Source organism: Natranaerovirga pectinivora (genome assembly GCF_004342165.1).
Classification (GTDB): domain Bacteria; phylum Bacillota; class Clostridia; order Lachnospirales; family DSM-24629; genus Natranaerovirga; species Natranaerovirga pectinivora.
Map to the genome: position 1 here is coordinate 113,261 of NZ_SMAL01000004.1, position 15,994 is coordinate 129,254.

The following is a 15,994-nucleotide window of genomic DNA, read 5'->3' on the forward strand; positions in this document are numbered from 1 at the left end:
TTTTATCCTTGGAAGTCAAATAAATTAATGTCAAACGAATTAAGTCCCTCATAAAGTTTTAATATTGGAAAACCCATTACACTATAAAAATCCCCTTCAATCCTTTCTATGAAAACAGAACCTATTCCCTGAATGCCATAAGCACCAGCTTTGTCCATAGGTTCTCCTGACTTAATATAGGATTGAATTTCTGTCTCTTTAATATGTCTCATATATACATTAGTCTTTTCATAATTAACGTATACATTATCAGATTCTGTGTCAACAATGGCAATGCCTGAATACACTTCATGTTTCTTGCCTTCAAGCATACTAATGAACTCAAAGGCTTCTTCTTCATTCTTTGGTTTTCCTAGTATCATGTTGTTAAACACAACAATTGTATCAGAACCTATCACTAAAGAAGGTTCTTTTAACAAATCCATTACAGATTCTGCTTTTCCCTGAGATAAATTTTTTACTAATGAACTTGGCTCTTTGATGTCACATATACTTTCATCAAAATCACTTGTTATTGTCTGAAATGGAATTTTTAGTGATTGTAGTATTTCTTTTCTCCTTGGAGACTTAGATGCTAGTACAATTTTTCTCAAGTGTTTTCACCTAACCTATAATTTTCTATATACAAAAATTGAAATTGCAATCCCTATTAAACTTGCTAATGTAATTTTAAAAGCAATTCTAAATTCAAGAAATAATATGCCTAAATCCAACTTCAAAGGTGATTCAAGTCCAAAGTCTCCACCTACATTTAACCAGTCAAAGTATCTTGTGCCTTCTCCTAATTCTCCAAGAAAGCCTCCTAATACGATACCTGCTAAAACTAATAAAAATAAAGCCCACCCGTTTTTTTCTTTTCGATTATAAGCCAAAGTACCACCCCTTGTATACTATTTTGTTCATTTTAACTCAACTTATGCATCTTACTCGTATAAGCGCCTAGTTTCATTGAAAATAAAAACTTTATGCCCTTTGGAGCAGTCTTTAAATTTTTATTTTCATTCCGTATATATTTTAACATAAGACTGTTTTTTTGTATATATTATTAAGTAACACTAGTTAATTCTTACTAAATTCGACACCAATCATCGTACTTACTTTAAACACATTCCTTTAAAATAGTAAAAACAAACATCAGGGTAGGTATTTCTTAGAAATACCTACCCTGATGTATTATAATATTTGATTTCATTTTATAGAATATTTCTAAATAATTAAGCCGATGTTATGATCTTAACTGGACATTTTTCCGCACATGCATTACACATTGTACATTTTTCATAATCCACTTTTGCAATATTGTCTTCTACTATTATAGCGTCAAACTCACAAGCTTTAACACATAGACGACATGCAATACATCCAACTGAACAAGATGCTTTTACATCTTTTCCTTTTTCTCTAGAATTACATTGAACTCTTACTTTACTATCTGTAGGTATAATTTCAATTAATCTCTTAGGACAAGATTTTACACACATACCACATCTTGTACATTTGTCTTCATTGATAATAGCAATACCATCAACAATATCAATGGCATCAAATTGACAAGCTCTAACACAAGTTCCTAGACCAAGACACCCGTATTCACAAGCTTTTGATCCTTTACCTGGCGCTGCATGTGCCATTTTACAATCCATTGCTCCATCATAAATGTACTTTTCTTTTGCTGTTTCACAAGTGCCATTACATTTTACAAAAGCTACTTCTCTTGCTGTTTCACCAGCTTCAATGCCTAAAATACTGCCAATATTTTCTGCTGTTGATGCACCACCAACTGGACAAGCGTGTACAGCAGCTTCACCACCAACAATAGCTTTAGCTAATGGGTCACATCCTGTATAACCACAAGCGCCACAGTTAACCCCTGGTAATGCAGCTTTAACTGCTTCAACTAAAGGATCTACTTTAATGGCAAATATTTTACCAGCAATTCCTAAAATCAAACCAAATACAATACCAATTCCACCAATAACTAATGCGGGATATAATATATTATTAAAATCCATAAGTCTCTAGCCTCCCAACTATTATATAAGCCCAGCAAAACCTAAAAAGGCAATTGCCATTAGACCTGCTGAAACCAATACTATTGGATACCCTTTAAATGCTTCAGGAATATTGTTAAATTCTAATCTTTCTCTAATACCTGCTAACAATACAATTGCAATTGTAAACCCTAGTGCGGCACCTAATGCATAAACAACACTTTGAATTAATGAATAACCTTCTTGAATATTTGTAATTGCAACACCAAGTACAGCACAATTTGTTGTGATTAGTGGTAAGAAAACCCCTAATGCTTGATATAAAGTTGGACTCGCTTTTTGAATGATCATCTCAACCAACTGAACCAAAGATGCAATAACAAGTATAAAAGCAATTGTGTACATAAACTCTATATTTAGAGGATCTAAAATAAATGTATAAACAACATATGCAATGATTGAAGCCAATGTCATAACGAATGTAACGGCAAGGCCCATACCTGTAGCCGTTTCCACTTTTTTAGAAACACCTAAGTAAGGACAGATACCTAAGAATCTTGCTAATACAACGTTATTAACTAATGCTGCCCCAACAAATAATAAAATCAATTCCATCTAAACCCCTCCTTAAGCTTTCTTCATTTTTTTATTTTTAATATTATTAAATATTGCTAATAAGAATCCTAGTACGAAAAACGCACCCGGTGCAAGTACAAAGATACCAATAGCTTCGAACTGCTCACCAATTACTTGCAAACCAAATAATTGACCATCTCCAAGTAAATTATAAATAAAACCTGTAATAGCATTCATTACTTCAAAGCCAAAGATTGCTCCTGCACCAAGAAGTTCACGCACTGCACCAATTAATGTAAGTGCAAGGGTAAACCCAAGACCCATACCTACACCATCAAAGACAGCTGGCAATAATTTGTTCTTAGATGCATAGGCTTCTGCACGACCTAAAATAACACAGTTAACAACAATAAGCGGAATAAAAATTCCTAATTGATCATGTAAATTAGGTATATACCCTGCCAAAATTAAGTCAATCATTGTAACGAAAGATGCAATAACAACAATAAATGCTGGTATACGCACTTTATTAGGTATAATATTTCTAAGTAGGGAAATAACAAAGTTAGCAGCTATAAGAACGGCCATTGTTGCTAATCCCATCCCCATACCATTGTAAGCACTTGTTGTAACGGCTAAGGTTGGACACATACCTAATATTTGAATAAAAATAGGATTCTCTGTAAAAATACCAGTTTTTAGTCTATTTATAAAACCATTCATATTACTGTGCCCCCCCTAAATGTTCATTATAATAATTTACTGCTTTATTAACACCATTTACAACTGCCTCAGAAGATACAGTTGCAGAACTAATAGAATCAATTGTATTATCACCTGAAGTTCCTGATGAACCTAACTTAAACGGTTCAGCCACTTCATCTTTAAACTGGTTTTTGAATCCTGCTTCAGTGATCCTTGAACCTAATCCAGCCGTTTCTGTATGGCTTATAATTTCTATACCATTAATGGTACCCTCTGAACTAATACCAACTGCAATAGTAATTCTTCCATAATACCCTCTGTTATTATCAAGAATAAAATTATAACCAATTACAGCATTATCCTTAATAATCTCAAGAACTTCTCTAATCTCAATAGCTGTATCTCCATCATTAATTACATCAAGAGGGTTATAAGTATCCACTTCTGGGGTAATACTATCTAATGCAGCATATTGTCTTAACATTCCTTGTTCAGCGATTGCATCTTTTGTTAATTCATAAACCAAACCAAGTAATGCGCCAGATATTAATGTAATTGCAAATAAGATTAATGCATTTTTAAAGATATTATTTTTTCCCATGGGAATCCCCCTCTCCAAATGCTTTTGGAATAGTGAATCTCTCTATAATTGGAACCCATAAATTCATAAATAAGATTGCATAACTTACACCTTCAGGCATACCACTGTAAAGTCTGATTACAGCTGTAACAATACCTGCACCAATAGCAAAAATTATTTGCCCTTTAGGTGTTACTGGTGAAGAAGCATAGTCTGTTGCCATAAAGAAAGCCCCAAGTATTAAACCACCTGTAAATACATGGTAAGATAAATAATTAATATCAAAGCCATTGCCATTAAAAAATTGGATTGCAGCAATAACGGCAATAGTTGTACCGATATATACAAATGGAATTCTCCAAGTAATTACTTTTCTAATTAATAGATAAGCTGCTCCTATTAATAAGGCTGCTGCTGAAACTTCTCCTAAACTTCCACCGATGTTTCCTAAAAAGGCATCTTGAAGCGATGGCATATTTCTACCACCAGCTTTTAATATATCTAATGGCGTCGCTGATGTCACACTATCAAAGGACCAAATAGACATAATTCTTGGGAATGACAATACTAAAAATGCTCTCGCAGCTAATGCTGGGTTCATAAAGTTTTGTCCTAAACCACCAAAAATTTGTTTAACAACTATAATAGCAAAAGCACTACCTATCACAGGAATCCAAAAAGGAACTGTATATGGTATATTTAATGCTACGAACAACCCTGTAAGTGCTGCACTTAAATCAGTAACGGTATTTTTTCTACCCGTTGCCTTTTGAAAAAGCCATTCCGATGCAACAGCACCTAATATAGCTAAAATTGTAACAATTAAAGCCCTGCTGCCAAAGTTATACACAGCAAAAAAAGTTGCTGGTAAAAGAGCTATAATAACATCTCTCATAATGGTTTGTGTTGATTCATTTGAACGCATATGAGGAGATGAGGATACAACTAACATATTATCTGTCATCTAAACCACCCCTATTTTTTTCTATTTGCTAATATTTCACGTCTAGTCGTTTTAATTGTTTGTGCGATATGTCTTTTGGATGGACAGGTGTATGAACAACTTCCACATTCACAACATTCCATTCCTTTGTACTTTAAGAACATTGCTTCATCTTTTCTTAATGCGTATTGGTTAAGATACATTGGCAACAAGCCATTTGCACATGCACCAACACATTTCCCACATCTAATACAGCTAGATTCTTCAAATAACTCTGCTTCTTTTTTTGTTAAGCATATAATACCTGATGAACCTTTCATAATTGGTAAATCAGTTGAAAATACCGTTAAGCCCATCATTGGGCCACCTGCTATAATTTTCACAGGCTCTTCTATAAAGCCGCCTGCCGCTTCAATTAACTCTTCAAAGTTTGTTCCAATTCTTACTTTAATGTTTTTAGGCTCTTTTATAGCACCACCTGAAACAGTTACGATTCTGCGCATTAAAGGTCTTCCTCTGTGAATTGCTCTGTGGATTGCAATAACTGTATCAATATTTTGTACAATACAACCAACATCTAAAGGCAACATTCCTGAGACGAAAGTTCTTCCTGTAACAGCATTAATAAGCTGCTTCTCTGCACCTTGTGGATACTTAGTTTTCAGAGCTACAACTTCCATTCTTTCTTCGTCTTTTACTAACTCTTTAAGAATTTTAATACCTTCTGGTTTATTGTTTTCTATGGCAATTACACCTTTTGCTTCTGGGAATAATTTAAGAATTATTTTTAAACCTAGAATAATTCTATCAGGTTCTTCTAACATAACTCTATAATCTGAAGTAAGATAGGGTTCACATTCCGCACCATTTACCACAATATAATCAATTTTTTTCTCTGGTGGCGGTGTTAATTTAATATGTGTTGGAAAACAAGCACCACCCATTCCAACAATTCCAGCTTCTCTAATAATTTTTCTAATTTCTTCTGGTGTTAACTCATCAATATTCTCTCTTGGTTGAATGCTTTCATGTTCTTCATAAAGGCCGTCATTCTCAATAATAATAGCTTCTACTTTTGAACCGTTTGGTACTAGGACAGGCTTAATATCTTTTACTGTTCCAGATACTGAGCTAATAATTGGTGAAGCAAAAAACGCATCCGTATCTCCAATTTTTTCTCCTAATAATACACGATCACCTTTTTTAACCAATGGTTTACAAGGTGCTCCTAAATGTTGAATAAGCGGAAAAACCAAATCTCCTTTTGGAAGAATATACTCAACTGGCTTATTCATTGTAGCTTCTTTGAAATCTTTAGGATGAATTCCCCTTTTAAATGTCAAAGCCCCCATGATAGACCTCCTATTTATATATGATTATTGTATACAGTGTTAACTTTATAATAATACAAATAACCAATAAGCACAACGATTGATAAAAACTCTACAAAGGATGTAATCTCAACCAAATTCAAGGCCTTACCCTTGTTTCTTAATTTAATCAGTAGCCTTTCTCAACATTTTTTTACAAAATTTGTTGAAAAAAAATAATAATCATCTATTCATTGTGAAATGATTATCATTCTTTTGGTATTAAACACCAATAATTTTTATTATCTGTTAATGATTATAATTAAAATAACTAAATTATAACAAATTTTTAGAGTAAATAAGTCAATTTTACCTAAATATTATATAATTCACTAATATTTTCTTTGATGTATTCTTTTAACCATAGGTATATTTTAGGATTATTTATTGATAGTTCATTACCTAATATTTCATAAATTTCCTTAGATGTTATTTCAAATTTTTTATTGTTATATAAATGTCTGTAGCTAAAATTACTCTTGTCCATGGATATTATAATGCCTGCAATTGACGTTGGCAAATCACCTAACGGGGGCCTATCAATATGATTGTATGCCATGGAAGCAGTGATTTTAGTACCTTGGTTTTTTTTTGATTGTATTACTAGATTCCCATTACATTGGTTACAGGTTTGATCAAATAAGGGAATTCCTAAACCAATTTTTCTTAGTGTTCTACTGGTAACAAAAGGATCTTTAATGGTGAGTATTAATTCATCATCAATTCCGATCCCATCATCCATAATAATGACTTTTAATAAATTATTTATTAAATCCTCTACAACTTCAACAGTAATATTGTTGGCTTTTGCTCTAACACTATTTGAAACGATATCCGTTATATGCATTGAAATTTCTTTCATAGCTATCCTATTCCTATTTCTATAAGTTCTTTTATCATATCATAAGAAGATTTATTTGAAACTAAAATAGAGATATCTTCTTCATTCGCTTTAATAATTGCATCTTGGTCTATTTCAAAGCCCTCTGTAACTATAATACAAGCAATATTGGTTAAAACAGCTACAGCAACAATATTAATATGACTCTGAATGGTCACCCATACTTGCCCTTCTTTTGCATTTCCCATTACAACACTAAGCAAATCACCAGTAAATCCTCCTTTTACTTCTTTGTTAATCCCTTCTTCTCCTGCAACAATTTTAAGAGATAACTTTTCTATTAATTCCTTTACTGTCATATTTTTCCCACCTTATATTTTTTATTCTTTAATTGAACGTGGTAATTTTTCAGCAAGTTCAACCATACGTTCTGCAAGTTGACCAACTTCTTTTCTTAACATAAATATACAATCTTCAATATTAGCATTTTTTAATACAATGTCTTCTGCCAAAGCTTTACAAGTTGGGGAACCACAGGATCCACAATTAATTTTAGGTAGTTCTTGGTAAATCCTTTCTAATTCTTCCATTTTTTTTATGGCTTCTGATATATCTTCATCTAACCGTAACACTTCTTTAGGCTTTAGAGGTTTTTCCCATGCATAATCCAATGACTCTAATACAAAATGGATATCCCTAGTTTCAGGATGATTCTTATGGTACCTACTTAATTTATCCATTCTACATCGAGATACAAATGGATTCTCAACAGTTAATGGACCGCCTAAGCACCCCCCAGTGCAAGCCAAACATTCAACATATTCCACATTATTCAACTCATTATCTTCAATCATTTCTAGAATTCTAATAACATTTTCTATGCCGTCAACTGCCACATAATTAATGGTTTTTGAAGCACTCACCTCACCTCCAGGTGCCGCCCAAAACATACCTCTATTAGAACTTAATCTTAGATGTTCATAATGATGATCATTCTTTTTTATGGCCTTAACCATAGATTTGTATATGTCTTTAATGGAGATTACCCCATCAACCTCAGACTTCTCTATTAAAGTGGGGTACCTGCTATTGGTGATTTTTGCAGCACACGGAGATATAAAAAATACACCTATATCCTCATCCTTATACCCTTTATCCAAAAAATGGGTTCTTGTCATTCGACCAGTGATTTCTTTAGGCGATAATAATGGCAATATGTTTGGAATTAAAGTAGGAAATCTACTTTGAACAACTTTTACAACAGCTGGACAAGCCGAAGATATTATAGGCTGTTTCCTACTATTGTTTTTAATATATTCCTTCGTTTTTTCTGTTACCAACTCAGCACCTTTTGCAACTTCTATGACTTCATCAAATCCAATATCCTTTAATGCCATAAGAATTTTATTAACATTATGTATGCCCTTAAACTGAGTATATAAAGAGGGTGCTGGAATGGCAATTTTAACCTTATACTGATTAATAATACTTACATCATCTGCTTTGGCCTTCTTAGCCATGTTTTTACAAACTTTAATACACATACCACAGTCAATACATCTTTCATCAATAATAACTGCTTTTTTATTTCTTACTCGAATTGCTTCTGTTGGACACCTTTTGATACAATCTGTACAACCAGTACATCTATCTTTATCAAGATAAACCGAATGTTGCTTCACCATAAAAAAGTCAACTCCTTACAATTCAGTATTAGAAATCGTCAAAGTATCACATATTATTTTCATTCCAAATTTATCAATTAACCAGTCTTGTAGTTTCTGGAAGGTATATATAATTGAGTTGGCGTCGACCGGCTGAAAGGAAAGGCAACAATTCAACTTAAAAAAACAATAATCTCAACAACAGTTCCCTTCCCAACTTCACTAGTAATCTTCAAATCATCACTATGCCTCTTCATATTAGGCAAACCCATACCAGCTCCAAAACCCATCTCCCTAGCTCTTGCAGTAGCAGTAGAATACCCAGCCTTCATTGCCAACTTAATATCTTCAATACCTGGCCCTTCATCCTTTAAAACAATATATATTCTATCTTCATTAATATCACCATCTATTACCCCACCATTGGCATGAATAACCATATTAATTTCAGCTTCGTACATTGCAATAGCAACTTTTCTTACAATCTCAGCAGGGACTCCTAATTGCTTTAAAATCTTTTTCACTTTACTAGAAGCCACACCTGCATGGGTAAATTCATCTCCTAATACATCATAATGAAAAGTCATTGTGAGCAATCTCCTCTCCTAATAGACCTTTTTCAAATAATATGCCACAAGCACTAAACAAAGAATGTCTTGTTGCTAATACCACAATTTCTTTTCTTTTAGCCATGGATATAAATTCATCATCCACTTTTTTACCTCTTACAATAACAATTGCTTTAATGTCAAGAATATCTGCAGTTCTAATAACTTGTGGATGGGTTAAACCTGTAAGAAGTAAAACATTATTACTTACAAAAGCTAACACATCACTCATTAAGTCACAACCATAACCATAATCAATGCTTTCCATAAGCATTTCTTCTCCTGTCAGGACTGTTGCATCTAAATATTCCTTTACTTCTTTTAAAAGCATCGCTTTCCCTCCGATTCAAATGAAGGATCATTAAATTTAATGTCTATATTCAATAATCCGATTCCATACATCAAGATAAATTTCTTTTTCATATTCTTCTTCAAAATTTGGTATATTACCCAGTCTCCAAAGAGATAGTCCTTGAACACCAAATAATCTAGCCAATTCAATTTTTGCTTTAACACTTCTAGAATCTTCATACCATAAAACATTATAGCTATTATCTCTATCATCGTAAAAGTTAACAAATGGGTTTTGGTTAATGCTAGAATAACTTATACTTACATCTTTTATTAATCGATTTTTAATAGATTCATATGTTGGAGAATAAGGGTATTTATTGATTACTTTACCTTCTTGAAGCTTCCATTGTACAGAATCAAATGAAATTTGCAACATAATTTTACTTCTATCACTTATTCCTGTTTCTTCATTTGTTATGGCCATTAAGGCATAATATATTTCTTCAATTGGCGTTAAAGGGGTTAAGGTATACCCTAATGCCATATCGCGTTCTGATAATTGTTTGGCATTATAGTCATGAGCCATTAATATTACTCTATCTGCAATTTCTCCTATGGTTTTATAATCATACCCATCAAAGTAGGGTTGGCCTGTTCTTCTTTTAGGATGAACTGCAACATACAATTTTTTATTGTATTGACTTAATATTTCTTTTAACTCAGATAAAAAGTGATTAAATTCCCCAGCCAAATACTCACCTTTCATCTTTTCAAAATCTATAACAACACCATCAAATTCATACTGATCATTGCCATTAATACTGTTCAATTCTTTTACTATTTGACCAATGACTGTACTTCTCACATTTTTATTAGAAACAATATAGTCCACCAAAGGCATACTTTGACCATTTACAAGAATACTTTCCTCTCTAACAAAAACCATTAAGTGGGTAGATACATTCCTCTCATAAGCCAAATCAAGAGGCACTGTAAAACCCGATGGTATACCAAATTCATTGTTATTTCTTCTGCTTGTATTTAAAACAACATTATTGTTGGTATTAACCTCTAACCTGCTCCACCCAAAACCAACCGAATCTAGATCTTTTATAAATGCCATTTGATTAGCAGAACTGATGGCATAAAACCCATGAAGCTCATTAATCTTATTATTCTGAAGATGGTACATTCGCATCATCATTGTTGCAGCTTGCTCTCTTGTAGCCGTATCATAGGGCTTAAACTGATTTTTTCCCACACCGTTGATAATACCAAAGTCTTTAGCCATGTTAATATAGCCTATATTACCACTTACATCTTCAAAAGAATTGGGGAGATAGATAAGCTTACTTCCTAAGTCATTGTATCCAAGGGCCCTTACAATCATAATAGCCATTTCTTCTCGTGTGATAGGCTCATTTGGTCTAAAATGTTCTGTATCTCTAACTATTATGCCATATTTTACAGCCGTCTCAATGTATTTGTAATAAAAGTCATTTTTATTTTCATTGTCTTTAAAACTTCCTACTGTTGGTATTATTAAGTCATAGTTTAATAATCTTACCAGAAAAGTAATAAAGTCTCTTCTTGATATTGTATTCCCTACCCCAAATTGGTTATTCCCTATACCATTTGTTATATTTAAAATCCTTAGGTCATGTATGTGATCCTCAGCCCAATGCCCAGTAGGCACGTCGTCAAATCTATTTTTTTCATTTCCATAAGAAAAGTTAAAGGCAAAAAATATACAAAGTACTACCATACATACTTTTTTCATATAATCCCTCCTTTCATTAATTAATCTTTATCAAAAGTAATTCTTCCATCCCCTGTAATATTGATAACCTCACCTAAGTATGTTGGCTCTGGTTTAAAAACATTCACATATAAAAAGTCTTTATTTCTTGCTAATATTTCTCTTGTTTTAAACACACTCATCTTTGGATAAGTTCTTAAATCAGAAGTTACCCCTTGTGCTTCTATACCTAATTTTTTTGAAACATATAAAGCGCGCTTTAAATGGTATTCTTGAGTTACTATAATTAATCTTTCTACTTGAAATATTTCTTTTGCACGGTACACACTCTCATAAGTGCTAAAACCTGCATGATCCATAAAAACATCTTCTTCAGGAATCCCTCTAGCAACTACATAGTTTTTCATTGCATTTACTTCATCATAATCCAGTTGTCCATTATCACCACTTAGTAATAATTTTGGTGCTTTTCCCATTTCATAGAGTTCAACCCCCACTTTTAAACGATCCTCTAAAATATTTGAAACATTGCCGCTTTGATATACCAATGCACCTAATATCAAAATTGCGTCTGCTTCAAAGACATTATCTTTTGTCATAATTAATTGATTCCCTTTTTTTCTAACATGACCATCTATTGCTAATACGCTTGTTACTCCTAAAAGACCTACTATAACTAAACTAACCATAAACCTTTTAATACCTTTTCTCATCATTATCACCTATACCATATACAATTTTTCTTTCATCCAAAGGTAAGCCTTTTTTCCCCACACTTCGTGTTCCCCATTAAATACATCAATCTCAATATTATTGTCTGCATTATATTTGTTATATATTTCTTTAAGTTTAGAAACGGTTGTTTGAGCGCCTTTAAGAGGGAAGATAGGATCATCTACTCCTGATTCTATAAATAGATCTCTAGGGGCTATTAATCCAATGAGATCTGACATTTCACAACAATTAATAATTCCTGGAATATAATTATCCAGACAATGTCTCATAGCCATAATACTATCTTTAAAGGTATTTGTATAACCACTTATTACAGTTGCTTTAATTCTCTCATCAACAGCAGAAGTTAATGCTGTCACAAGTCCACCTCCTGAAAATCCCATACAGCCAATTTTAGAATGAATAATATCTGAACGAGTATTTAGATAGTCCATCGCTCGTATGGTTTCATAAACTCTATGACCTATTAAAGTTTGTCCCATCATTAATAAATTTGTTGCTAATCTATAACAGCTATTCTCCTTTGGGTCTTTATCTTGATCTTCTTCCAATCGTCTATCGCCAAAACCTAAAATTTCTGGAACCATAACTGTAAACCCATTTTTCACTAGTTCTAGAGCAAAGTTTTTATGAATGGTAGGGTCACCCTTATTAAAGGACCCATCTGGTAACAAGCCTATACACTCTTTACTACCATAACCATGTCCTGGACAAGCAATGACTGCTGGTCTTGTTTTTTGATTATTTTTAGGAATAATAAGATAAGCAGGAACCCTCATATGTAAATAAGTTGAATATTCTATTCTATCTATAGTATACTCTTCAAACTCTTCCTTTTGTATGACAATGGCATTCAGGGATTGCTTTTCTTCCGGAAATCCTCCAAGTAATTCTATCAGTTTTTCTTTTAATAATTCTTTTTGATCAATCCAAAGGCTAATACTGCTACTGTTAAAACCATAGCTTTGTTTTGTCATTTTATAGCGTTCTTCTAAGTATACATCCGGCGCCCACATTTATATTCTCCTTACAGTAACTATTGATTATACTAACATTATAACTTATTTAATATATAAAAAAAAGGTATACATACAAATGCATACCTCGTAAACTACACTATTATTTACTGCCCTACTTCTAAATAGGTGTATCCATATTAAAACAAATTTTAATGAATCTCTCATACAGTGAGACTTTTTTCATAATACACTCTAAACAGCCTAGAACAAAATGTCCTAGGCTTATATATAAAAACTTCTTGAAAGACAAGAAGTTATTTTCTCTATCAGGTATATGTTCTCACCTTTACTATATGTTATGCAGTATAAAAATTTATGTGATTTAAAACAAAAAAATAGATAAATATAGGCTGTTTTATATTATAACATCCTATATTTATCCACCAAATTATTTATTTAAGACCGATAATGGATTGCACCATCTCTGGATAACCGGTTATTATAACGTCTATATCATACTTCAATACACGTTTCATATTGCTCTCATTATTCACAGTCCAAACCCATATTTCCCTATCTATTCTTCTTGCATTATTTATTATCCTATTTGACAACATATTTTGTTCGATGGAATAAAAATCCACATCAAGTGTTGCTAAGTTACCTGTAACTGCATACATCAACTGTCCAATTTTAATGTCTGGATTAATTTTTCTTATTTCCTGTAAGACGGGATAGTTAAAGGATTGAATATAACACTGTTCTACCATTTCATATTTTTCTATTAATGCTACTAAATTTTCTGCAATATCTATTTTATTGCCATATGCCTTTATATCAAGAATGAGCTTAGCTTGATCTTTAACTTCAATTAAAACTTCTTCTAAAGTAGGGATTTTTTCTCCCATAAAGTCATCTGAAAAATGTGACCCAACCTCTAATACTGATAATTCTTCATAGGTTAAATCTATAACTCGATAAGGAACTCCAGCAACCCTTGCTAAATCCCTATCATGATTTAATACTATTACATTATCCTTTGTAATTTGTATGTCTATTTCAACAAAATCCACTTCTTTTTCAATTGCAGACCTCACACTACTAATGGTATTTTCAGGGCTATTATACATATCCCCTCTATGGCCAGCAACTGCTACACTTCTCCCAATATATGCTATATTATCTGTAACAGTATAATGAAAATATATTGCCATAATTAAATACACCGTTAGTAAAATCAAATTAAAAACACTCTTTTTCATAATAAATGTTGATATTTTATCTTCCATTTCATATATTTTTTTATTTTTAGAAATAATCAATTTGTCTTCAATTTCTACATCTTGATTAATATGATATCTATAAAACAATCTCGTAACAAATGTTATATTGATAGGGATTAGCATCAAAGCAAATACATATGTTATAAAACTTGATAAAGTAACTAGAGAATTATCTAAAAAAAACAAATTAATATCTGTAATTAATGATGGAATTAATGTAATGCCAGAAATTATAAATATACCTATTAAAAATATAATAATGTTTAAAACAAATAACCCTACTATGATCCGTATTTGATTTTTCTTGGTGAGTTCCATACTGCTACTAACGGCTTTTCTAACAGATTTATTTTCAATAATTATAAAATGCAATGTAAAAATCCATCGAATGATAATATATATAATTAAAATGAATACTAACCCATATAAAGTCATTAATAGCCTTGAACTAAATATTTGATTCCTAATAAATGATTTAATCTCTATATCTTCACTCAGGGACCCTAACAAAGGGGAGTCTATAAAAGGTATTAAAAAAACAAATAAAGTTATTAATTGAAAAACACCGAAACCAACAATTTTAGGTGTTTTTTTAATTACCGTATCAAAAGCATGAAGTATTGAAATAGACTTAGAGAAATACTGCTTTTGTGAGATAACAATTATGACGCCAAATTGAATAAATAAGATAACAACAGCAATAGTTGCTATACTCAATAATCCAAAAATGCCTCGGTAATTTAATACAATCCTAAATATTTCAGTATTTAATAAAGAACCTGATCCTAATGACCAGATCACTCGATTAAAGATATACGCAATTATAGGAACAAAAATAAAACCAGTGATTAACATATAAAAGAATTCAAAAATAATATGTTTCTTATAGGTTTTCTTTAAGTCTAATAAACTTCTACGAAATAACAACTCAACCATACTATCGCCCCCTTCAATGTAATTACCTGGTTAGCTGTATATATTAAATTATATCAAAAATTTAAAAATATATCTTCTTCATTATTAAAATTTTTTTATTCAACCCCTAATAATTCTTGAATTTTCTTCATCTCTTAATCTTTTAAGCAGCTACTTTTTGATTTTTGATTATGATTTGATTGAGAATTTGTCTATTAATTTGTGTGCATAAAGTAATGGCAAATTTAATGTCATTTTCTATATTTACACTTGCTTTTTGATATTCTGTTTCAAGAGAGTGTATTGTAGTGACTATGTTTGGATATAGATTACCCGTTATATCTAATGCTTTTATACTTAGTTCATTTTTTTTTGTCATTTCTTTAAATTTCTCATTTAACTTAAATTCATATCTTAAATGCTTTACTATATTTTTAAAATAACTTCCTTTATAATAATGTGGCGCACAAAAGAAATCTGATAAAAAATGATTAATAACACCTAAATTCATGGAAAATGTTTCTATGTTCTTTTCATCGTTCATTATTAACTTATCTATTTCCTTTAGTACAAAATCCAATGAATCTTGAAGTCTGTGAGATTTATTTGAAAGTGTGTATGTAATGTCAGGCTTAATATTGCCGTACATAAAATACTTTTTATTAAGTTGAATATTGTATTCCTCTTGTATATTTTGATATGCATTTTTGCCAATAAGCATATGTGTTTTTATTATCATTAGACATCTCCTATCTACTATTTTTCAACTTT

General features: G+C 31.7%; 18 protein-coding genes. All 18 read right to left on the reverse strand.

Features of this window, described 5'->3' with window-relative positions; all coding sequences use genetic code 11:
- Positions 1-2 precede the first annotated feature (2 nt).
- On the reverse strand, positions 3-593 hold the full coding sequence (locus EDC18_RS07570; protein ID WP_132251851.1) for a Maf family protein: 591 nt from the start codon (positions 591-593) through the stop codon (positions 3-5).
- A gap of 15 nt (positions 594-608) precedes the next feature.
- Entirely contained in the window at positions 609-872 is a 264-nt protein-coding gene (locus EDC18_RS07575) for a DUF4321 domain-containing protein (RefSeq protein WP_132251853.1), read from the reverse strand.
- Between the two features lie 342 nt (positions 873-1,214).
- On the reverse strand, positions 1,215-2,012 hold the full coding sequence (locus tag EDC18_RS07580; RefSeq protein ID WP_132251855.1) for an RnfABCDGE type electron transport complex subunit B: 798 nt from the start codon (positions 2,010-2,012) through the stop codon (positions 1,215-1,217).
- Positions 2,013-2,033: 21 nt separating this feature from the next.
- Positions 2,034-2,606: an electron transport complex subunit RsxA gene (gene rsxA, locus EDC18_RS07585; RefSeq protein WP_132251857.1), complete on the reverse strand. Its 573-nt coding sequence runs from the start codon at positions 2,604-2,606 to the stop codon at positions 2,034-2,036.
- A 12-nt stretch (positions 2,607-2,618) separates the two neighbouring features.
- On the reverse strand, positions 2,619-3,290 hold the full coding sequence (gene rsxE / locus EDC18_RS07590) for an electron transport complex subunit RsxE (RefSeq protein ID WP_132251858.1): 672 nt from the start codon (positions 3,288-3,290) through the stop codon (positions 2,619-2,621).
- A 1-nt stretch (position 3,291) separates the two neighbouring features.
- Positions 3,292-3,873: an RnfABCDGE type electron transport complex subunit G gene (locus tag EDC18_RS07595; protein WP_132251860.1), complete on the reverse strand. Its 582-nt coding sequence runs from the start codon at positions 3,871-3,873 to the stop codon at positions 3,292-3,294.
- Positions 3,860-4,816, reverse strand: a complete 957-nt coding sequence (locus EDC18_RS07600; protein WP_132251861.1) for an RnfABCDGE type electron transport complex subunit D — start codon at positions 4,814-4,816, stop codon at positions 3,860-3,862. Before EDC18_RS07600 ends, EDC18_RS07595 begins: the two co-directional genes overlap by 14 nt.
- Before the next feature lie 11 nt (positions 4,817-4,827).
- On the reverse strand, positions 4,828-6,147 hold the full coding sequence (gene rsxC / locus EDC18_RS07605) for an electron transport complex subunit RsxC (RefSeq protein ID WP_132251863.1): 1,320 nt from the start codon (positions 6,145-6,147) through the stop codon (positions 4,828-4,830).
- 331 nt (positions 6,148-6,478) lie between these two features.
- Positions 6,479-7,027, reverse strand: a complete 549-nt coding sequence (locus EDC18_RS07610) for an ATP-binding protein (RefSeq protein ID WP_132251864.1) — start codon at positions 7,025-7,027, stop codon at positions 6,479-6,481.
- A 2-nt stretch (positions 7,028-7,029) separates the two neighbouring features.
- Positions 7,030-7,365 (reverse strand): DRTGG domain-containing protein, encoded by a 336-nt coding sequence (locus tag EDC18_RS07615; protein ID WP_132251866.1) that lies wholly within the window; start codon positions 7,363-7,365, stop codon positions 7,030-7,032.
- 21 nt (positions 7,366-7,386) lie between these two features.
- Positions 7,387-8,691 (reverse strand): [Fe-Fe] hydrogenase large subunit C-terminal domain-containing protein, encoded by a 1,305-nt coding sequence (locus tag EDC18_RS07620; RefSeq protein WP_132251868.1) that lies wholly within the window; start codon positions 8,689-8,691, stop codon positions 7,387-7,389.
- 152 nt (positions 8,692-8,843) lie between these two features.
- Entirely contained in the window at positions 8,844-9,257 is a 414-nt protein-coding gene (locus EDC18_RS07625; protein WP_132251869.1) for an ATP-binding protein, read from the reverse strand.
- On the reverse strand, positions 9,241-9,609 hold the full coding sequence (locus EDC18_RS07630; protein WP_132251871.1) for a DRTGG domain-containing protein: 369 nt from the start codon (positions 9,607-9,609) through the stop codon (positions 9,241-9,243). Before EDC18_RS07630 ends, EDC18_RS07625 begins: the two co-directional genes overlap by 17 nt.
- A gap of 36 nt (positions 9,610-9,645) precedes the next feature.
- Positions 9,646-11,352, reverse strand: a complete 1,707-nt coding sequence (locus EDC18_RS07635; RefSeq protein ID WP_132251873.1) for an S-layer homology domain-containing protein — start codon at positions 11,350-11,352, stop codon at positions 9,646-9,648.
- Positions 11,353-11,372: 20 nt separating this feature from the next.
- A complete protein-coding gene (locus tag EDC18_RS07640) occupies positions 11,373-12,044 on the reverse strand; it encodes a SanA/YdcF family protein (RefSeq protein ID WP_132251874.1) in 672 nt (223 codons plus the stop codon).
- A 9-nt stretch (positions 12,045-12,053) separates the two neighbouring features.
- On the reverse strand, positions 12,054-13,082 hold the full coding sequence (locus tag EDC18_RS07645; RefSeq protein WP_132251876.1) for a dienelactone hydrolase family protein: 1,029 nt from the start codon (positions 13,080-13,082) through the stop codon (positions 12,054-12,056).
- Between the two features lie 395 nt (positions 13,083-13,477).
- Positions 13,478-15,244, reverse strand: a complete 1,767-nt coding sequence (locus EDC18_RS07650) for a glycerophosphoryl diester phosphodiesterase membrane domain-containing protein (RefSeq protein WP_132251878.1) — start codon at positions 15,242-15,244, stop codon at positions 13,478-13,480.
- Positions 15,245-15,386: 142 nt separating this feature from the next.
- Positions 15,387-15,962: a zinc dependent phospholipase C family protein gene (locus tag EDC18_RS07655; RefSeq protein WP_132251880.1), complete on the reverse strand. Its 576-nt coding sequence runs from the start codon at positions 15,960-15,962 to the stop codon at positions 15,387-15,389.
- Positions 15,963-15,994: the final 32 nt, after the last annotated feature.